We start from the raw sequence: 21,277 nt of genomic DNA on the forward strand, positions 1-21,277 counted from the left end.
GAGCAACTTTAAAATGACTATTTACTTTTACAAAGCTTATGAGCCTTATGGCTGTTTTTCTAACTTTTCTCCCCACGGCATTAAAATCAATGGTATTTATTGGCGGACAGTAGAGCATTATTATCAAGCTCAAAAATTTGTGGGAACAACAGATGCGGTGATCATACCTGTAATCCACGCCGTTGAGACGCCAGAAGAAGCGGCGACCTTAGGACGCTGCTGCACTCGCAAGGTGCGTTTAGATTGGGAATTAGTTAAGACAAATATCATGCGAGAAGCTGTACTCAAAAAGTTTCTCACCCATGCTGATATTAGGGAGATTCTACTCACGACCGGCGATCAATTACTGGTGGAAAACTCACCTAAAGATTATTTTTGGGGTTGTGGTGCAGATCGCACAGGACAAAATCATCTCGGTAAAATTCTCATGAGTGTAAGGGAAGAAATTCGTAAGTTACCGTTGCTTACAGTAATTTCCGAATAAGACCGTCATTTTTTGGAAAAATTTTAAGCTAAAGACAATTTAGCAGGCGATCGCTAACTAGAAACTTAAGAATTCGAGTTAGGTAATTCTCAGGTAGCGGCGATTACACGATATCGCCGCAATCCTCGCTTGTGTGACTTTGACACCAGACTTTTTACCACTTTTTGATCCGACAAGCCACCTAGTCTTACAATCAGTTTTAATTCTCCCAATCAACAACTAATAACTAAACAACTTTTATTGCACATTCACCCAAAAATCAGCCGTATTAACTTTACCATTACGATTAAATTGCATCCACAGTTTGTATGTTCCCGCTTCAGGAAAACTAGTTACAAAATCCACCTGTCCATCAGGAGAATCTTTACGAGCATGAGCATGAATATAATCTGATACTGCCAAAAGAGAAGAACTTTTAATAATAACTAAATGTCCTTTTTCTCCTAAATATGGTTGCAAATCTTTAATTGTTTGATTATTACGGCTATCTTTGAGAGCAAACTTTAAATTGACTTCCTCACCAGCCTTGAGAGTTGGTTGGGGAAAATTTAGGTTGACTTTAGTATCAGGTAATATTTTGGTATTGCTGTATTTTGCTAACTCTTTAGGTACAGAAGTTGAACCAGGCACTGTGATTTTCATAACAGTAACTTGTTCTTGTTCACCAGATGGCTTGTAATCACTAAAAATTGTGTAGTTATTAGGTTCAGGAAAATTAGTCTTAATTTCAAAACGCCCATTACCTTTGTAATTGGGATGCAAGTGATTGAAAAATTTTAAGTCGTCACTCACTACAATTAAATGCATTAATTGTTCTTGAAATTTGTCAAATTTGCCGATAGATTTGCCTTGGGAATCTTGTATATCAATTACCAAAGGTAGAGGCTGATTTGGAACAATATTTTTAGGAGCAGTTAATTTTGCTTGGGTAGAGACATGATTACTATTATTATGATTGTTTCCATGATGAGCATGATGTGTTTGCTCAGGAGCGTGTCCATTATGATTTGCTGATACTGTTATATTTTCTTGGGAAGCAGTTTCTCCCGACTTAACTTGTGATGAGCAACCTTGATTAAGTAGTAAAACTGCAATAGCAACAATTCCAGCAATAGAATATTTCATAGAAATCTTTCTCTTTATTATTAATAGGTGGAAGTATAGCTAAAGTTTGTCATACAGAAATGAAATCATCATGAAATTATTCTCTCCCTCATTTTGGAATGCACCCTTACCACTAAGATCGAATCGCGATCGCATTCTTTGCGCCAATCGCTCTAAATCTGACTTTAATTTAGGCACTGATGCAAAAAAATGGTTAGTGTTTAGTTGTTGATAGTTGATTATTGGTTGTTGTTTGTTAGTAGTTAGTGGTGAGTCAGCGACTCTTACGTAGGGGGTTCCTCCCCCAACCCCAAAGGGGACCCTGAGCCCCCATGAGCGACTGACGAACCCGTAGACGCGCAAGCGTCTTTTCAAAAGAGTAGGGTTAGTAGTTAATAATTATTTCTCTACTCCCCATACTCCCCCCACCTCCCCATCTCCCCATCTCCCTCATCTCCCTCATCTCCCTCATCCCCCTTCAAGAACCAGTCCTCAAAAAGGGCAAAATAACCTCTGCTACTGTCTCTGGATATTCTTCATGCATTCCCAGAGAACCAGGAAGAACAGCTGTTTGGACTCCGCTTAGTACTGCCAAAGCGTCCATGTCAGCACGAGATTTGCTGGGAGAGGATTCTCCAATTACCACCATCAAAGGCACAGATAAATTTTGAGCCAACCTCAGAAAGTCAGCTTGGTTATGTACAGCGTCGAGATTTCCAGTAACAAAGGCAGCAGGAGCAAATCTAGCTCCTGGTTGTTGGGTATTTTGCCACTTATGCTCAATGAAACTGGGGGTGAGTTTGGCAGCATCTACGTAGACGTGGCGACGGTACATAAAACTTAAAAAAGATGGCACAGTGTTGAGCTTGTAGAGTGCTTGACCAACAATAGGCGATCGCACTATTTCTCTAAATACTCCTGCGATCTGTCGATCTACACCCATTGTTGGTAAAGGCCCACGCCAAGTTGGTGCTACTAAAACTAACCGTGAAAATCCAGAGGAGTTTTTCTGGGCTAATTTGAGAACATAAGCTGCACTGTGACCGGCAGCCACCACTGCTATTGGAGCGTCAAAAACAGAAGTAACAAAATATTCCAGAAATTGCTCATATATAGCAGGTTCGTAATTTACAGATAAACGGGAAGAATCTCCGAATCCAGGCCAATCTAGCACGAATACTTGAAAATAGGACGCAAGTAACTTAGCTATCCCGCTCATTTCTTCTCGTGTAGACACAGTACTAAAAGCAGGAAGTAACAATAGCGGGGAACCACTACCAATAGTTTCATATACAATCTGCAATTGTTGGTTTTTCCAATTCCAAGAGATTGCTTTGACTACTCCACCGATACCAAAATTAGTAGGAGATGATAATAAATTAGTTGACATGAGGCAAAGTTTTATAATTAATAGGTATTAATTGTATTAATTACTTAGTTATTTTCAATAAAAAATTTCCCTTTTACCCTTAACTTTGGAATTCCAAAGCCTTCTTTTGCATAGTTTTAAAAATGTTGTAAAAACCATTTGCACGGGAAGGTGTGAGGCTAACATTTAAACCAGTTTCTTGAATAAAATCTGGAGTAAGTTGGACAATTTCAGCAGGCGTAAGTCCATTCAAACCTTCAATTAAAAGACCTACTAATCCTTTAGTTAATTGAGAATCAGAATCACCTTGAAATATAACTTTGCCATCTGCTAAATCAGCTGTGACATAAACTTGGGAAACGCACCCAGGTACTTTGTTTTCTACAACTTTATCAGCTTCTGGAAACTCCTTCAGCTTCTGACCATACCAAATTAACTGTTCATAGCGTCGTTTTGGGTCTGTCGCACGTTGAAAGCGCTGGACAATCTTAGCTAGGTTTGGTGGTAAGGAGTCTATGATAGAGGACATAAGACAATTAGCCAAGCGATCGTATCATCTTGAGTTTAGATGATTTTGCAGGTGATTGTGTGCTACTCTCCAATCCACTATACCTAATCCCCTACCCCTTAGCCCTTCCAGGAAACTCCTTGTTCCCTGATCTCCAATCTCTGGTTGCTAATAGCTTTTACTAAGTAATCCAAAAAAATGTTAACTATTAATGCAAAATTCAACTTTGGATTGATTTTTTTTGGTAAGAAATTCACATTAGTATTTTTAACGCAATCACAATTGTAAGGAGAAAATTCAGTTGCTGACATCTACTTTACTAGCGGCTGCAACCACACCTCTGCAATGGAGTCCCGCTGTTGGGGTGACTATGATTCTCTGCAATATCCTTGCCATTCTCTTTGGCAAATTCACTATTAAATACCCCAATGCAGAACCTGCCTTGCCCTCAAACCAGTTCTTTGGCGGATTTGGAGCGCCAGCATTACTGGCTACTACGGCTTTTGGTCATATATTGGGAGCAGGCGTAATCTTAGGTCTGCACAACCTGGGAAGACTCTAAATTTTTGTACCAGAAGCAACATAAGCTGTTTGCCGTATTAATATTTACGGTTAACTACTGGGTTGATGATTTTTTGTCTCCGATTGTGAGTCAGAGAATTTACTCTCTGACTCTTTTTTTATAACAATAAATGTGAATTGACTAGACTGACATAGGAGGCTGACCGCGCATTTGCCGTAAGGCGTTGAGGCAAGATGGACAGTCACACCCAAATAAGGCTATAGCGGTATCGCTTTCCTCCTCAGTAAAGTTCATTTCAATAATGTCACTGGGTTCGTTATTTTGAGCCAGTTTCATTTCTGGTTTGGGTAGTGGAGCAGGAGTGTTACTTACCCGTGTACAAACCAGACGATGAGTTGCAGAGTGAGGAGAATCTACACAAGAAACATGGGTTCCTGTTGAATTTCCTGTTTGATTTGCGCGGGCTGGTTGGGTCATCATCACCATAGACAGCATAGACGCAAACAGTGCGGGGCTAGAAAGCAACGAAAGAGCTAATTTTCTGTTCATTTACTCAACAATGTTGGTGATTAACGAAAGCAGAATAGATAGTATTTTCACATTTGTATGGCTAATGTCAGTAAATTTTATATAAAGTTGTCTGATGTGATAACCCAAAGATTACTGAAAAAGCGGACATGGTGTTACTTATTGTTATCTCTGGTTACAAGTCCAATCTTTCATAAAGACTCATGAGAGTTCAGCGCAACTTTTAACAATTACACACGACCAAACATCAGTGAAAGGCTCAGCTATATGAAGCCAAGTTTAAGGCATCGACTAACATAATAGTTGCCAAGTTCCCAGAATGAGGGCTGGGGAGGGGGGAGATGGGGAACTCATCGGTCCCGTGGAGGGGATTAGGGGCAGTGGGGGGAGTGTGAAGAGTACTAAATAACCAATCACTAACAAACAACAACCAACAAACAACAAACAACTACCCCAACAATAATGCCAAATTCTCCTACAATTCGCTTGTTGGGTATAAAAGCATAATTTAAGCTATGGCTAATCAAAATTTGATCCCTGTAATTGTGAGCGGTGCTGCTGGTAAAATGGGGCGCGAGGTAGTCAAAGCAGTGGCACAAGCACCTGATATGAGCCTGATGGGTGCTATTGATACTAGTCCAGAACACCAAGGTAAAGATGCAGGCGAACTTGCTGGTTTAAGTGAACCTTTGGAAGTACCAATTACTAATCAATTGGAACCGATGCTGGGGTATGTAGCTGGTGAAAGGCAAATGCAACCAGGAGTGATGGTAGATTTTACTCATCCTGATGCTGTGTATGATAATGTCCGTAGTGCGATCGCCTACGGTATTCGTCCAGTTGTTGGTACTACAGGGTTAAGTCCCGAACAAATTCAAGATTTGGCAGATTTTGCAGATAAAGCCAGTACAGGTTGTCTACTAATTCCTAATTTTTCTATTGGCATGGTACTACTGCAACAAGCTGCCGTGACAGCATCTCAATATTTTGACCACGTAGAAATTATTGAACTGCATCATAACCAAAAAGCCGATGCTCCTAGTGGTACTGCGATTCAAACTGCCCAAATGTTAGCAGAGATGGGTAAAACTTTTAACCCAGCAATAGTAAAAGAAACCGAAAAATTACCAGGGGCGAGAGGTAGTGTTGCAGACGAAGGTATCAGAATTCATAGCATCCGTCTACCAGGACTCGTCGCTCATCAGGAAGTCATTTTTGGCGCACCTGGTCAAATTTATACCTTACGACATGATACAAGCGATCGCTCTGCCTATATGCCAGGAGTACTACTAGCAATTCGTAAAGTCTTGCAGTTAAAGTCGTTAGTATATGGATTAGAGAAAATACTCTAAGTTTTTCATCTCAAATCCAAAATCTATAATCCAAAATCCAAAATCCGAATGCTTGTCCCACTGACTCGCCAAAAATTTAATCAACTCATTCCTTTAATTGCTACTGGCCCGCAGTATAAGTATTACTGGGGAAAATTTCCAGATTTTTTACAGAGGCTGTTAATTTCTGTGGTCATTGCAGCTGTTTATGTGTTAATAAGGCTTTTTGCCATGCCTGGTTTTGGCCCCATTCTATTTGTCCTGGGAGTAATTGGTGCTTTTTACTGGCTGTGGGGGCCTGTATTTTGGGCGAGTATGCGAAATGCCAAATGTCGCCGTTACAAATATAGTGGCTTTTTCCGTGGTCGGGTTTTGGATTGGTGGATTACAGACGAATTGATTGGTAAACAGGAAACCGTTGACAACAAAGGTGATTTGGTAATAGTAGAAAACCGGGAAAAGCGAATCAACCTGGAAGTAGGTGACGAAACCGGATTTACAGCTCAACTTAGAGCGCCATTACGGGTAGAGCATAAAGTAATTGCTCGTGGTCAAAAAGTAGAAATGGTGGTAATGTCAAATCGTCCTGACTTGAGCAAAATTGAAGAAATTACCGATATCTATATTCCTAGTCGGGATTTGTGGGTCAGTGATTATCCTTATTTGCGACGAGATTATTTTCCTGAAGTTAGTCGTCGTTTACGCGATCGCCCAGCAGAAAGACCCCGCAGACGTCGACCACCAGAGGAACAAAGGGATAGGAGAAGAGTGGAAGAATGGGAGTAAAGGAGTGTGGGGAGGTGGGGAGATGGGGTGTAGACGAGGCAGTGCGGTGGACTCCTTTCCCGGCATAAAGGAGCCACTGCGGTGGACTCTTCTCCCGGCATAAAGCACGTGGCGTCATCTGCCGTGCGCTCATAGGCTTCCCGTAGGGTAGGGGTGTGAGGAGTATGAGGGGTGTGAGGGGTGTCATAGAGAATAATTATCAACTAATTCCCAATCCCCAATCCCTGATCCCCTATCCCTAATCAGTTCGCTTTCCCATAGGCTTGCCAAGCTAAATCTATTAGACCATCAACGATCGCAGCTGCAACTAATGCTCCGCCTTTGCGGCTATCGATTGTAATGTTTGGTATCAGAGAATCTTGCAAACGTTCTTTATCTTTATCTGTATTGATAAAACCTGGTGGTGTAGCAATCACCAAAGCAGGCCTAATTTCTTCCGCTTCAATTAAATTAACTAATGTAGACAAAGCAGTTTGTGCTTGACCAATTACAAATAAACCTTCAGGGTAACGTTTAGCTAAAGTTTCAATTCCCCAAGCTGCTTTAGTTTTTTCTTTTTGAGGACGAGTAGGTGTATCCATACTGCAATACACGGCGTTAGCAAAGGTACTTTGAATAGCGTAGTTAACACCTACCTGTACCATCGGCACATCTACAACAATAGTTGTGCGTGAAGCCAAGGCTGCTGCTCCTGCTTGCAAAGCACGTTCAGAAAAACGAATCAAAGATTTGTATTCAAAATCAGCCGTACTATAAATTACCCGCCGAACAATTTCATACTCGGCAGGTGAGAAGACATGCTCGCCAATCTCGCTATCAATTAGCGCTAAACTCTCAGCATCAGTTATGTGCCATTCCATTGCATTTCAGCAGTCAGCTAACAGCTTTCAGCTTAAATGAGTCTTTTGTCATTAGTCCTTTGTCCTTTGTCATTTGTAACAATCGATAACCAATGACTAATGACCAATGACTAATGACTAATGACTAACTTACATTTCTGATGCTGAAGAACGATTGAAAAAGTTAGACAAATAGGCAACTAATACACCAATGAGAAAACCAGCTATATTGCGGACTAAAGGTAGCCAGTCAGAGGTACGGGATACCACAGGCCCAATACCGAAAGCGATAAACAAAATTCCCCACAGAGGAGAAAAAATTAAAGCCCATTGCCAAGCAACAATTTGTCCTTCACGCCGGGGTTGAGCCGCAAACCCACAAACAATTCCACCGATGACTGAGCTAATCAGTGTCAGAATCCACTGTTCTCTTGGCAGTCCAGGAACGACACGGCAACCACCCTGACGCAAACAAGTTTCAATTGATTCTAGAGCTTGGATGATTGCTCCGTCTTCGCCTTCTTCTCGTACAAAGTATAAGTTGCCAAAGCGTGTTTGTAGTTCTACCCAAAATGTGCGGGGTAGCAACTTATAAACTGCATCGCCAACGTTGAAGTTGAGAATATTACCACCACTGGCATCAGCAACTAATAAAACACTTTTATCATCAAGTTTCCAAAAGTTTTTAACCGCTAAACCTGGCGTACGGTCATACTGAGTTAAAACTCTCAACTTCCAGCCGGTTTCAGCTTCAAATTGTTCTAGTTTTTTAACAAGGTTTTCTTCCTGAGCAGAGGTAAGCGATTTAGCTAAGTCTACGACTGGAGTGGGGGTATCTGGTAGTAACTCTGGATTGTCATAAGCATGAGCGTAGGGAGGATGTGTTACCCAAATAGACCCTGCCAAGAAAAACACTGCACAAAATACCAGAATTCGTCGCCAAAAACAATGCTGCATGGACTTTTTTATACGATTCTCTACAGTAGATGTGAACAAGTTGTTTTTAAAGATTAGAGGAAAACTGATAATTCTTTACACTTTTTAACTTTAATCTAATTTAAGTAATTAGTCATTAATCATTGGTCATTGGTCATTGGTTATTAGTAATCGAGAAGAGGTTGTTAGGGAAAATTTTATTGGGGAAGAAGTCCAGCATCATTGGTCAATTAGCAAAGGACAAATGACTAATGACTAATGACTATTGCATATTAAAGAGGTTTGTGTGTTGGTATACCAACAGCACGGGGATATTTAGTAGGTGTAGTTGCAATCTTCCGTAAGTACAGACAGTGACGAAGGCTAGTACTTAAGGGAGTGGTAAATTGTTCAATTGCTGCTATTTCACCACCAAGCTGTTTGACAACATCTGTTAAAGCTGTAGTTTCATCTTCTGTCCAGTTACCCCGGTAAATAATAGCTAAACCACCCTGTTTGAGTAATGGTAAAGTATATTCTGCACAAACTGATGCATTACCAACAGCGCGAATCATAGCTACATCGTAGTTTTGGCGGTGTTGGGACTGCTGACCAATTTCTTCAGCTCTGCCAGTTAATGTTTTAATATTCTCCAGTTCTAACTCAGGTAGGATGTTTTCAATAAAAGCTATTTTTTTGCGAGTAGAATCCACAAGTGTGACACTACAATCAGGCAGTGCGATCGCTACGGGAATACCAGGAAAACCCGCGCCTGTACCAAGATCAATGAAATGACGCGGTGGTGGAGTGGTGGGGTGGTGGGGTGGTGGGGTGAGATCTTTCTCCCCATCTCTTAGTAAGGGTGCAATTCCCCGTAGAGAATCCCACAGATGTTTTTCCCAAAATTCCTGGGGGTCGGTGATCCTGGTTAAATTAAGCTTTTGATTACCTTCTAAGATTAATTCATACAACCTCTGCAATTTTACCTGCTGTTCGGCTGTGGGTTGCCAATTGAGAGTTTGCTGCCATATCTCTGGCAATTCTGGCAAAGAAGGCACGGTTAAGTTGTTCACAGTTTCACTCTTACAAAAAATAGGGTGTAAGGGTAAATATATTAATTGTTTTTCTTCCTCATACACACCTATACTCTTACACCCCTATACCCTTTTGAACTTAACATTTTTAAGAATAGGTATTTTTAGTAAGCACTTTGGTGTTTAAAGGTATTTTTTGAAATTTGGATTCTCTCAGAACCCATTCATAAAGAACATTAAGACATTTGTGACCAACGTCTTGACGTTGTTTATGAACAAGAACCCATTCATAAAGAACATTAAGACATTTGTGACCAACGTCTTGACGTTGTTTATGAACGGGAACCCATTCACTATAAACGTGAAAGCGATCGCAAATAACGATTAAATTTATAGCGTCTACAAACCAATAACCGCTTAAGTTGCTGCTGCAAATCGTTTGTTAATTTCATCCCAGTTCAACACATTCCACCAAGCGTCTAAATAATCGGCGCGGCGGTTTTGGTATTTGAGGTAATAAGCGTGTTCCCATACATCATTACCCATTATTGGATATTTGCCTTCGCTGAGGGGAGTATCCTGATTGGGTGTAGTGACAACCTCAAGCTTGCCATCTTGATTACGGACAAGCCAAACCCAACCACTACCAAAACGTTTACCACCAGCATCGTTGAACTGCTTTTTCAAATTTGCAAAACTGCCAAAATTGTCTTGAATAGCGTCAGCGATCGCGCCGATTGGTTCACCACCACCATTTGGTTTCATAATCAACCAAAACATCGAGTGGTTAATATGACCACCACCATTATTGCGTACTGTTGTACGAATATCTTCGGGAACGCTGTTGAGATTACGCAGTAAATCTTCTACATTTTTGTTTTTGAGATTTGGATACTTATCCAATGCTGCATTCAGATTTTTGACATAAGTTGCATGGTGTTTGTCATGATGGAAACGCATCGTAGCTTCATCAATGTGTGGTTCTAGGGCATTGTAATTATAAGGCAAAGGTGGTAGTTGAATTGCCCCTGAATTACCTGGCGTAGTAGGGGGAGTAGGAGTAGTAGGAGTAGTAGGAGGACTGGGAGTGGGGGTATTGGCAGAAGCACAAGCATCTAACGCAAAAGCACCTACACCTGCACCAAGTAAAACCAAAAAATGCCGACGTTGAAGAATCATAAGAGTTATTGAAGCAAATAAATTAGTGAAATTGGTTTGCAGTTATTATTTTCGTTGATTTTGTCCCATTAACTCCGTGATAATCGCTGTACTGCTTCACCTTGTAACAATTGGTGTGCTTGTGCAAGGACGCGAGGAATTTTATCTGCATGGGGACTGTGGTTGAGACATTGGCGCAAATCTAGTTTGTCTATTTGGTCTGCCTTGTTACCAGGGAACCAATGACTACCATTGCCAAGCAGGTTGTAGCGCATTTTGGCGTAGTCTACCATATCGTAGGCGATCGCTAAATTCCACAGCCACAAAATTATCGGAATATTCACTTGTCCAGGCGTTTGTTCGTAGGTGGGCAAGTTGATGTGCCAGGTTTTGACCCAATCTTCTCCTAAAATTGTCATCGCTTCTTCCTCTAGCCGTGCCAAAATAGGCAGCAAAATTTCCGAGGCGTTACCCAGCAAATCTAAAGTTTTCAGGTGTTCATCAAAGTCTGTTGGTTTTGCTGCCCCTAAACTAAGAGTATGCACTTGGGGATGACTCAAACAAAACAGATCGTTAAACAACATCGGACTCAAAGGGGCACAAAGTTCAATTAACTTTTGTGGTGGATTGTATAACTTCCCTCCCTTATCAGATGGGCTAATAATAAATACACCCATGTCATGGCGAGTAGCAGCCTCAATTGCAGCCCAATTAAGTTGATTAATGTAATACCAGTGCAAGTTAACATAATCGAATTGATTAGTGTTAATTGTCTGAATAATAATATCTTTAGGAGCATGGGTAGAAAAGCCGATAAACCTAACTTTGCCTTGGGCTTTGAGCTTTTTTGCAACTTCTAAACAGCCATCTACTCGGATAGTGTAGTTTAATAGTTCAGTATTGTTGATACCATGAATTCCTAGTAAATCAATATAGTCTAAACGCAGATATCGTAGCGATTTTTCAAATTCCTTTAAAAATACATTTGCATCTGCCTGAGGACTGACTTTGGTCTGAATAAGCAATTTTTCGCGCTTAAGCTTAGGTAAAATCCTCCCCAATTGCATTTCAGAAGTACCATAACCACGGGCAGTTTCGATATGATTAATACCTAATTCTATTGCCCGTTGAATTGTCGCTTCCAAATTTGCCTGATTATCACCTGGAATCTGCCACTGTGGTATATCTTGCCATTTATATTGGTATCGCATACCTCCACAGGAAAACACAGGCATTTGTAATTCTGTACGGCCAAATCTTCTGTATAGCATTAAAGGTATGGGTGTGAATAAACTCAATTTGGTTGTTTGTTGTTTGAGACAAATACCAGTATATATTTGAGAAAAAGTAAGCTAAAGCTTACTGAATATAAATTTCAGTCTGTTTTAACGGACTAGAACTATGAGGCTTGGACTTAATTCCAAAGCAAACTATCAAATGAAGTTATTTAAATAAACGTATGTCATCCACACCCCAAGTTGCACCTTTTGACCCCAGTCTAGCAAATCAGCAACCCATTGGCGTTGCAGTTGTCGGTACAGGGTTCGGTCAAAAAGTCCATATCCCTGGATTTCAAGCCCATCCTCGTACCCAAGTGGTTGCTGTTTATCACCACAATATAGAAAAAGCCCAAGCGATCGCTCAATCACAGAATATCCCCTACGCTTGTGATGCGATCGCAGATATTGTTTCTTTAAAAGAAGTCCAAGCAGTCAGCATCGCTACACCGCCGTTTCTCCACTACGAAATGGCTAAGGAAGTTTTGCAAGCTGGAAAACATTTATTAATAGAAAAACCTATTACTTTAAATGTAAATGAAGCTAAAGAACTTTATTTTTTAGCCAAATCAAAAGGTGTTATTGCCACTGTAGATTTTGAATTTCGGTTTGTACCCGGTTGGCAATTATTCTCGGAACTTTTATCACAAAGCTATGTTGGCAATAAACGCTTAATTATAATTAATTGGTTGGGTTCTTCTCGTGCTGATGCTTCTCGTCCTTGGAACTGGTATTCACAAAAAGATAAAGGCGGTGGTGCGTTAGGTTCTTTGGGTTCCCATACTTTTGATTATATTAACTGGCTATTCGGACCTGTACGCAGATTAAGCGCCCATTTGACTACTGCAATACCCCAACGTCCAGACAGTAATACAGGTGAATTACAGCCAGTAAATAGTGATGACACCTGCATGTTGATGCTGGAATTAGCAGATGGGACACCTTGCCAAATTTCTATCAGTGCGGTTGTACATGCGTCCCGTACTCATTGGTTGGAAGTATATGGCGATCGCGGTACTCTAGTTTTAGGTAGCGAAAATCAAAAAGACTACATTCATGGTTTTCGTGTTTGGGCATCTCAGCCTGGTAAACAATTAACAGAAATCGAAATTCCTAATAGATTAATCTTTCCGAAAAATTATGCTGATGGTAGAATTTCTGCATTCCTAAGAGTTGTGGATCAATGGGTACAAGGAATTGATCGAGGAGAAGAAATAGTTCCATCTTTGCGAGAAGGCGTTTATTCTCAGTTATTAATGGATTTATCCCATGAATCAAATATGAAATCAAACTGGATTGATGTGCCTAGTTTGGAAGAGTTTTTGGGAGTTTGATAGCTTACAAAATGTATTTTTATTGTATCTAACACCGATACACACAAATAAACACAGATGAGTTATCGGTGTCCATCGGTGTTCATCTGTGTTCGATTTCAACAACAATCAAATTTTCTGCCACCTATAATATCTATTTTTAGTCACAAACTATCCTTGAGTTGTCGCAATTGACTTTTCAAATTATCCAACTTACTTTGCCACTGATTTTTCTTAACAGGTGCAGGTATCTCTGCTACTGGTAAAGCCGGATTTAAGTTGCGGTAATATTCCCAAGTTTCCCAATAAGGACAACTAGGTTGGATGCGAATACCTGCCCAATGTAGATATTGTAGTGGTTGATTTACTGTCGGATCAAATAGTACGTGTTCCTTAATTTGAAAATAGGGAGTTCCTGCCCAATTTCCTGGTGCTTTATCCTCGCGACGGACGATATTAAAACGGCGAGGAATCCGCTTGAGGAGCATGTAGTTAATTATTGGTTGATCAGAAGTTTTTTGAGAGAAATCAAAGTATTCTGGATGAGCAGCACATTCGGTAAAAGTTTCGTATAAATCCTGTTTGGATATGAGGTTTTTCTTCGCACCCCAGAAACCACCATTAAAAATGTCTTTTAGTTGATTTTCAGTAAATATTTTATCTTCTATTACTTTGGAAGTAAAGACATTTTGAATTCCACCTAGATGTTGATAATCACAGCAGATAAAGTCTACTTGATTTAGATAATTGAGATTATCAATAATTTTTTCAAAGACGACAATATCTGTATCAATGTACAAAAATTCATCAAAGGGACCAAACCAACAAGCCTGCTTTCGGAATTGATTAGGGCGAGCGAAAAATTTCCCTCCAAAAGTTTCATGTAATTGATGAGATAGTTGATCGATAAACTCTAAATCTTCGTAAATTCCAACTTGATAATGTTTGCTGAGGGTGTTGGCGATATTGTGATAGTTGTCATCATAAGGAATCATGACAATTGGTGTTTCTTGGTCATATAATCTGATACTGTTGAGAAGTGCGATCGCATGATCAGTGACCTGATCATTGGCAATAATATAAATTCCCCGATTCATGAAATTACACCTCAACTTTTATACCTAACTTTCTTAAAACTCGTGTTGTTAAACTTGGTGGTGCGTTATAAGCTCTGGCTTTAGTAGTAAACTTGGGTCGCTGTTCTGGCTCATGTAAATAGCGATAGTGTAAGAAAATATCACGATAGGGAAAATTAATATTTTCACCATCACAAACTCTATTAAAAACTTTGGAAGATAAACCAATATAATGTAGATAAGTTAATCTATTGCCGCAATCAAAAAGAACATTATTTCGGTTTTCAAATTGTGGAGAAGTTACACAACAGCCAGTAGCTTGAATTGCAGGTAAATTGAGCGAAAAGTTATAAAATGAGACATTTGCTCTCATTCTCATATAGTTGAGAACAGATTGATTAGGAGCAGCCATATATAAAACATCTGATTCCCCTTCATTTAATTTAGCCAGTAACCAATCTCTTTGTTCTGAGGGAAATATACCTCTGTTAGAAGCATAAAAACCAGAACAGAAAATTTCTGAGTCAATCTGCTGTTGACTAAATATCTCTAAAAGTTTGGGAGATTTTAAGTTATAGATGTGAGCAGGGTCTTTATACTGAAAGTCGTAGACAACAAAATCATGATGATCCAACTGCTCAAAAATAAAATCTAGAGGCTGCATTACCAACGTATCAGCATCTAAATAGATAAACTTTTCAAAAATGCTCTCTGGATCAAAGGCACAGTAACGACGATTTTCTCCCACTCTATAAAACTTTTTAATTCCTCGTTCTTGCCAAGTTTGGATAGCAGTTGGATGAGATTGCCATACTTGCAAAGAAAATTCTTCCCAACGAGCAAAAATATCAGGATTTTCTAACAAAGTAACATTCTTTCGCAATGCAACTTCGCTGCGGACTTTATCTACTTGATCGCTATAAGCTATCACACATACAGGTATATCTGCACCGACGTTAACTTCTATACTGTTAAGTAATGCCACCAATTGGTTATAAACTACATCATTAGCTAAAGTATAAATTCCATTTTTCATTTTTTTAGCCCTGTTTTTTCACAAAATTCGATACCCAATTAAGCAAATTTAAGTCATGTAAAATAATTTGACGAGCCTCAGCTATAGTATCTTTTGCTTCATACCAAGCATCAGGAGTTGCAGTGATTTCTTGAATATAGGCAATACCTTTTTCATCTAAGCTAGGTAAGCGTAAAAAACTACCGGATGGTAATAACTTATCGGCAGCAGAACCACCGTAATAAATTGGTAAACACCATGCTAAAAGTGCATCCCATAATTTTTCACTGACATACCAATTATTGCCGCTATAATTTTCAATTGCCAGATTGTAATAGTACGGTGCCATACCATACCATTTGTTACCTAACTCGCCTGATGATTTTGTCCAGCTAGGTAAATCTCGTCCGTAGAAATCTACTTGAATTTCGCTCAATTGTAAAGTCTTTAAAAATTCTAAGCGCTGGCGATGGTTAGCAGTACGGCTAATTCCAGAAGTAATCCAACTGCAACTGGATATTTTTTCTGGTGGAGGCATTTCATGCAAATCTCGAAAAGAATTGGCATGATACCAAATAGCAGGCATATAATCAGGAGTTGGAGCAAAATCATCAGGTCCTGATACGTAACCGCAATACTTTTGAGCTTCTTGGTAAGCTAGTTTATGTTTTTCTACAACTTCATATAAAGGTGGTTCACGTAGTAAATAAATTATTCGCTCTTTGGGAACTCTACGCAGAAAAGTTTCGATTTTGATCTCGGATTGTTGTGGTTTATGAAGTCTATCGAACCAAGATTTTTTTTGGAGAAATTTGGGAAAATTAAACTGATACATTAATAAAAAATCTGGTTGAGATGCCAGCGCTTGCATTTGTATATTTCCCCACACACCAAATGGATGGGGTGTTTGTTGCCATAGCCAATCGCCTTGTTTTTCTAGTGCGCGATAGCTGCTAATCATGCCAATTGTTTTCATAGTAGTTAGTGGTTAGTAGTTAGTGGGTAGAGACGCAAAGAACATTGCGTCTGTACATTAGTAGTTAAATCTCTCTGTTTTCTCTGCTTCTTTGCGATTTAAAATTTATTTCTTGAACCACAGAGGCAAGAGAGAACACAGAGGTAAGAGTTAGTGAGTAACTAATTCTGGATGTAGAGATTTGTCAACGTAACTCAGGATTTTGGCAGCACGATTTTCCCAGGAAAATTGTTTAACAAACTCGATAATTTCTGAATATCCTTCTTCTTTACGAGGATATGTTTCTAGTACCTGCTTTAATGCTTCAGCAAATTTACGCGGATTATCTGGTTCACACCAAGCAGCGATCGCGTTAGTATTTTTAAACTCCATTAATGAAGGAATTTCTGTCGCTACAATCGGATTACCAGAAGCTAAATAATCAAACAGCTTCATGGGAGATGTGAAAGTTGCAGCAGCCCCAGAACAGTGGGGATGAGCTAAAACATCAGCTGCTTGCAGTAGGGATGCTAAATCTTCGTGTAGAATATAACCTAGAAAACTAATATTATCTACCTGTTTTTGTTGCGCTAATTGCTGATAGGATGCAACTTCTTTTTCATCGCCACCCGCACAGACAAATTCAATATCTGCTAATTCTTTGGCAACATCAATTAAAATATCAATACCTTTAAATTGTCTTAATGCTCCCGAATATACTACTAGTTGTTGTCGCCCATTTTTCAGTAGCTTTTGTCGCCACAAAGTAGCTTTTTCTGGTTGTCTTTCCAGAAAAAATCGATTATATCCATTATGTAATTTAATCACTTTATCTGGTGGCATTCCTTTGCCAATCATGTCATCTCGGATGGTATCAGCTACTGTGACAGCTAATTGAAATAGGGGATGATTTACAATTTCTGATTCAAATTTTTTATCTTCGTAATGATGGTGTTCGTAAATAACTGGGATGCCATGTTTAATGGCAGCTTTAATAAAATTCCAGTTCCAAGCATGAACAAGTTTAGTTTGGAAAAGAATATGAAATGGGAAATAATATTTTGTGGCGATGGTATTAGAATTAGTTAATTTTCCTTTGATATGGTCTACAGGCCAAGGCATTGGCAAAGGTGCTATTTTTAATTTGTCTTGTAGATTGTAGTATTTAATCAGTTCTGCTGATGCTTTTCTGGGTCGAAAAGGACGAATTAAATTTAAAGGATTGAGTGCAGATAATCCTCTAGAGGGATAAGCTAAAACAGTTGCATAACTTAAATTAGCTGCTCCATTAGCTGCGTTGGTAGATTGAACTAAACTTGCTCCTGGTTTGGGAATTTCATCTACTAAAAAAAAGACGTAATACTTTTGAGTCAGAGAATTTTCCATAATTATTTAACTTTAATTGTATTTTCAAAATTTTCTAAATTATTTAGGAAATGTATGGCGGATTGCAGCGCTTTTTCAATAAATTCATTTTCTCGTTGAGAATTATTTTCTAGTAAACGCAAATAATTAATTATTTGATCTGTATCTGTATGAAACTCTTTGGCAAGATTAACTAAGTTTGGATATTGGGTATTTGTATCTTGGGTTTGCCATTTTGTTTCTAAACTAACCATATCGTCAATGACATCAATAATATTGAGAATTTTTAAAGCAGATTTATAAGCATCTGCAATTAATTCTTGTCTTTCTTGAGGGTTGTCCGCTAAGTTATCAACCAATAACAGCAAAAACCCAATCATTGAATTGAGACGTGTGCGAATTTCGTGGGAGATGCGAATTAAACCTTCTTGGCGTTTGCTGGTAGATTCTTGTTGTTCACCAAACTGCATTGAGTACAAGCGGGAGTAATGACCATTTTTTTGTAAAAGTTCTTCATGAGTTCCCACCTCTACTACTCGTCCTTGATCTAAAACGGCGATTTGATCAGCTTTTTGCACGGTAGATAAGCGGTGTGCAATTACCAATGTGGTACGATCGCGACTCAGATCATCGATCGCTTCTTGTACTAAACGTTCGGAAACTGTATCTAAGGCGCTGGTAGCTTCATCTAGAATAAGTATTTCGGGATTTTGTAATAAGGCCCTAGCGATCGCAAGACGCTGTTTTTGTCCTCCTGATAACATCACGCCGCGATCGCCAATTAATGTATCAAATCCCTGGGGTAATTTACTGATAAATTCGTAAGCATTTGCCTGCTTAGTGGCAGTAATAATTTCATCATCGCTGGCATCAGTACGTCCGTAAGCAATGTTGTTTCGCACCGAATCATTGAATAAAAACGTGTCTTGACTAACAATTCCCATCCCTTTGCGTAGAGATGTGATTTCAAATTCCCGTATGTCAATGTCATCAATGGTAATAGAACCGGAAATCGGGTCATAAAATCTTGGTAAAAGGTCTGCTACAGTTGATTTTCCTGCTCCAGAACTACCTACTAAAGCTAAAGTTGTACCACGGGGTAGATATAAATCTACGTCCTTGAGTACCATTTTTTCATGACCAGGGTAGGCAAAAGATATATGGTTAAAAATAATACCTTTATTTATTTTTTTATAAGTAATACTACCATTTTTCATTAAAGGCTTATCATCCCGACGGAGAAAATCGGCAGTTACTTCTATGCTGCTGGTTGCATTAGCAAAGCTATTGCGGAGAGTATTTAACTGAGAAATGAGTGGTAGTAATCGCAGTAATATTAATAAATAAGTAAGTAAAACAGTTGAGAGTGAGGCAATTTCTTCTTGAAAAAATGTGCGGCTTAAAATCACTATTAACAAGAGAGCAACAACTCCCATCACCTCACTAATCGGTGCGATCGCCTCGGAATTCATTTGAGAGCGAAAGTCAGCTTTTTCACGTTCCCGAATAAATTCTTGAATGCGTTGATATTCTCTTTTTTCATTACCTGTTGCTTTAACTAACCTAATACCATTAAGAATTTCTAGAATCGCAATTGAATACGCTTTTGACATTTCACTCAACAGTTTGCCAAAAGTTCGAGAACGAGCAATTACATACTGATTAATCAAGGTCACAAAAGATAACAAAATCGTAGCAGCAATAGTTAACTGCCAAGAAATTGAGATTAGTAAGCCAACAAAAACTAAGATAGTAATTCCTAGAATCGCTAATTTCACTGTATTGCTAAGTGTAGTAGCAGCGCGACCAATCTCTCCACCAAGACGATTAATTAAATCACCAACCTTCATCTTGGCGTAATAATCTATGTCTATTTCTAGTAATAGCTGTACACCTGCTTCTCGCATGTCAGAAGTCAAGCGACGTGATAAATAGCTAGATGTTAAAGCACTAGCATAACTAGCTAAATTTTTTAAAAAAATTATTAGTATAATTACCCCAGCCATTAACCACAAGCGATTATTTTCCGACATACTATCAAACGGAGAAGTTATCGCTTTGAGAATGGGAGGAGCGCTACTAAAGTCTACTTCTTGTCCTACAATTTTTAAAATCACAGGCACAATTAAAGCTGTACCTACCCCGTTAAACAAAGCTCCAGAAAAGCCTAATATTATTGTTAAGAAAATCAGACCGGGATAGGGTTTAGCAAATCTGAGTAGTAGTTTTCGAGTAGACATGGGGGACTTAAATTAAAATATACTCATTCTTAACATGATTCCTGATTGAATTTTTGAAACAGCTAATAAGTGAAATTAACAAAATAAATAATTATGATTTTGCTGTTCCGTCTTTACACGATTGCACCCTAATAAATTTAAGAGTTTGGATGAAAAACTTCTAAATATCATCAAATTTTAAAATACCTACTATAAATAATTACAACCGAGCAATTACCGATTTTAAACTAGATGCCATTGCCTCTAAACTATATTTTTCTATACACCTTTGTCTGGCTCTTTTACCAAGTTCATTAGCTGCATCTAAATCTTGAAATATCAATTTAATTTGCTGGGCAATTTCTTCAGGAGAACCAGGTGCAGCTAAATAACCTGTTCCCCCTAAAATATCGGGAATATCTCCTACTTTTGTTGATAATACTGGTTTAGCCATTGCCATTCCATCTGTTAATTTCAGAGGGAATTGAGCGCGAGTTTCTGGAGTATCTCGTTGGGGAACAACTACAATATCAGCAGCAGCTACTACATCTGGCATCACATCTGCGGAAAACTTTGGTAATTTAATTATCCAATCTCCCCATTGCTGTTGAAGTTGGCGATCGTAATCATCGTAAGGGCTACCACCGACAATTACAAGTTTTAAATTAGGTTGATTGATTTTTTCTAGTGCTATAAGAATATCTTCTAGACCTTTATAAGGTCTTGGCGCACCAGGAAACATCAAAATTTTATATCCTGATAAACCATAACGATTTTTACTAGCATTACTGTCATATCGAGATGGATCAAATAAAGAGGTATCTTTCCCATTGGGAACAAAAGTACCTCCAAATCGTTGCTGCAAAAATTGATTATGTACAGTTACAGCATTAGCCTGATTAATCAAAGCTTCCATCCATTTCAAATACAAAGGATGATAAGGTGATCTTAAAGCACCATTTGACTTCAATAAATCCCTAGCAAATTGTTTAAGCGTAGGACGGTATTGCCAATCATCGCCACCATGCCAACTCATTTCCCAATCATCAATATCTACAATTACTGATCGTCGAGTATAGAGTTTTTTTAAAAGTGCAACACCATAACTAGCAGGTTGAGGCTTAATTGCGTAAATAATATCTCCATCAATACGTTTTATTAATTCACCAATGGATTTAAAAAACTTTGGATAATTAGCACCCTCAATAACCTGTAATTTAGTGTTCTGAGGAATAGCCGCATATAAATCCTTTCCAAATAAAAAACCTAAAATTTCTACCTCATATCCTAACTGTATCAATGATTTTTGTAATAATGAAGCTCGGATATAACCATCATTAGTTGACAAATTCCAAACTAGGATTGATATTTTTAAATTATCTTGCTGTTTCATAAAAATAGCACAGATTATAGCAAGCGATTAATTGTTTGAGAATAAACAAAATAAACATCAAACTAAACTCACATAAATTATCCAT

General features: G+C 38.7%; 20 protein-coding genes. 5 read left to right on the plus strand and 15 right to left on the minus strand.

The genetic code is table 11. The features are described 5' to 3' along the window. Positions 1–13 precede the first annotated feature (13 nt). Positions 14–484: an NADAR family protein gene (locus tag RS893_RS13585; protein WP_315791625.1), complete on the plus strand. Its 471-nt coding sequence runs from the start codon at positions 14–16 to the stop codon at positions 482–484. Positions 485–721: 237 nt separating this feature from the next. Here the strand turns inward: RS893_RS13585 and RS893_RS13590 are convergent, their stop codons facing one another. From RS893_RS13590 to RS893_RS13600, 3 genes are all read right to left on the minus strand, one after another. Continuing rightward, the gene (locus RS893_RS13590) at positions 722–1,609 is read right to left on the minus strand and encodes a hypothetical protein (RefSeq protein ID WP_315791626.1); all 888 of its coding nucleotides are present in this window, start codon (positions 1,607–1,609) and stop codon (positions 722–724) included. A 457-nt stretch (positions 1,610–2,066) separates the two neighbouring features. Next, positions 2,067–2,978, minus strand: a complete 912-nt coding sequence (locus RS893_RS13595) for an alpha/beta hydrolase (protein WP_315791627.1) — start codon at positions 2,976–2,978, stop codon at positions 2,067–2,069. Positions 2,979–3,057: 79 nt separating this feature from the next. Continuing rightward, positions 3,058–3,486 (minus strand): SufE family protein, encoded by a 429-nt coding sequence (locus tag RS893_RS13600; RefSeq protein ID WP_315791628.1) that lies wholly within the window; start codon positions 3,484–3,486, stop codon positions 3,058–3,060. A 280-nt stretch (positions 3,487–3,766) separates the two neighbouring features. On the opposite strand from RS893_RS13600, the gene psaK reads away from it, so the two are divergent. Next, positions 3,767–4,027 (plus strand): photosystem I reaction center subunit PsaK, encoded by a 261-nt coding sequence (gene psaK / locus RS893_RS13605; RefSeq protein WP_315791629.1) that lies wholly within the window; start codon positions 3,767–3,769, stop codon positions 4,025–4,027. A gap of 141 nt (positions 4,028–4,168) precedes the next feature. Here psaK and RS893_RS13610 read toward each other — a convergent pair whose 3' ends face one another. Beyond that, positions 4,169–4,465: a hypothetical protein gene (locus tag RS893_RS13610; protein WP_315791964.1), complete on the minus strand. Its 297-nt coding sequence runs from the start codon at positions 4,463–4,465 to the stop codon at positions 4,169–4,171. 566 nt (positions 4,466–5,031) lie between these two features. Between RS893_RS13610 and dapB the strand changes: the two genes are divergently transcribed. After that, positions 5,032–5,868: a 4-hydroxy-tetrahydrodipicolinate reductase gene (dapB, locus tag RS893_RS13615; protein ID WP_315791630.1), complete on the plus strand. Its 837-nt coding sequence runs from the start codon at positions 5,032–5,034 to the stop codon at positions 5,866–5,868. 48 nt (positions 5,869–5,916) lie between these two features. Then, a complete protein-coding gene (locus tag RS893_RS13620) occupies positions 5,917–6,633 on the plus strand; it encodes a phosphate ABC transporter permease (protein ID WP_315791631.1) in 717 nt (238 codons plus the stop codon). 242 nt (positions 6,634–6,875) lie between these two features. Here the strand turns inward: RS893_RS13620 and RS893_RS13625 are convergent, their stop codons facing one another. The 5 genes from RS893_RS13625 to RS893_RS13645 form a co-directional block, all read right to left on the minus strand. Continuing rightward, positions 6,876–7,493 (minus strand): precorrin-8X methylmutase, encoded by a 618-nt coding sequence (locus RS893_RS13625; RefSeq protein ID WP_315791632.1) that lies wholly within the window; start codon positions 7,491–7,493, stop codon positions 6,876–6,878. A gap of 129 nt (positions 7,494–7,622) precedes the next feature. After that, the gene (locus RS893_RS13630) at positions 7,623–8,429 is read right to left on the minus strand and encodes a TPM domain-containing protein (protein ID WP_315791633.1); all 807 of its coding nucleotides are present in this window, start codon (positions 8,427–8,429) and stop codon (positions 7,623–7,625) included. Between the two features lie 251 nt (positions 8,430–8,680). Then, a complete protein-coding gene (gene rsmG, locus RS893_RS13635) occupies positions 8,681–9,460 on the minus strand; it encodes a 16S rRNA (guanine(527)-N(7))-methyltransferase RsmG (RefSeq protein ID WP_315791634.1) in 780 nt (259 codons plus the stop codon). A gap of 378 nt (positions 9,461–9,838) precedes the next feature. Then, positions 9,839–10,600 (minus strand): superoxide dismutase, encoded by a 762-nt coding sequence (locus RS893_RS13640; protein WP_315791635.1) that lies wholly within the window; start codon positions 10,598–10,600, stop codon positions 9,839–9,841. Between the two features lie 68 nt (positions 10,601–10,668). After that, entirely contained in the window at positions 10,669–11,850 is a 1,182-nt protein-coding gene (locus tag RS893_RS13645; protein WP_315791965.1) for an aldo/keto reductase, read from the minus strand. Positions 11,851–12,038: 188 nt separating this feature from the next. On the opposite strand from RS893_RS13645, the gene RS893_RS13650 reads away from it, so the two are divergent. Next, entirely contained in the window at positions 12,039–13,190 is a 1,152-nt protein-coding gene (locus RS893_RS13650; protein ID WP_315791636.1) for a Gfo/Idh/MocA family oxidoreductase, read from the plus strand. A gap of 143 nt (positions 13,191–13,333) precedes the next feature. Here RS893_RS13650 and RS893_RS13655 read toward each other — a convergent pair whose 3' ends face one another. The 6 genes from RS893_RS13655 to RS893_RS13680 form a co-directional block, all read right to left on the minus strand. Beyond that, on the minus strand, positions 13,334–14,266 hold the full coding sequence (locus tag RS893_RS13655; protein ID WP_315791637.1) for an Npun_R2821/Npun_R2822 family protein: 933 nt from the start codon (positions 14,264–14,266) through the stop codon (positions 13,334–13,336). Between the two features lie 4 nt (positions 14,267–14,270). After that, positions 14,271–15,281 carry an Npun_R2821/Npun_R2822 family protein gene (locus RS893_RS13660; RefSeq protein ID WP_315791638.1) on the minus strand — a complete coding sequence of 337 codons (1,011 nt, stop codon included), beginning with the start codon at positions 15,279–15,281 and terminating at the stop codon, positions 14,271–14,273. A gap of 4 nt (positions 15,282–15,285) precedes the next feature. Next, positions 15,286–16,236 carry a glycosyltransferase family 10 domain-containing protein gene (locus tag RS893_RS13665; protein WP_315791639.1) on the minus strand — a complete coding sequence of 317 codons (951 nt, stop codon included), beginning with the start codon at positions 16,234–16,236 and terminating at the stop codon, positions 15,286–15,288. Between the two features lie 150 nt (positions 16,237–16,386). Beyond that, positions 16,387–17,601 (minus strand): glycosyltransferase, encoded by a 1,215-nt coding sequence (locus RS893_RS13670; protein ID WP_315791640.1) that lies wholly within the window; start codon positions 17,599–17,601, stop codon positions 16,387–16,389. A 2-nt stretch (positions 17,602–17,603) separates the two neighbouring features. Then, positions 17,604–19,820, minus strand: a complete 2,217-nt coding sequence (locus tag RS893_RS13675; RefSeq protein WP_315791641.1) for an ATP-binding cassette domain-containing protein — start codon at positions 19,818–19,820, stop codon at positions 17,604–17,606. Between the two features lie 199 nt (positions 19,821–20,019). Beyond that, positions 20,020–21,192, minus strand: a complete 1,173-nt coding sequence (locus RS893_RS13680; protein WP_315791642.1) for a glycosyltransferase family 4 protein — start codon at positions 21,190–21,192, stop codon at positions 20,020–20,022. Positions 21,193–21,277 lie beyond the last annotated feature (85 nt).

This window comes from Fischerella sp. JS2 (assembly GCF_032393985.1).
Classification (GTDB): domain Bacteria; phylum Cyanobacteriota; class Cyanobacteriia; order Cyanobacteriales; family Nostocaceae; genus Fischerella.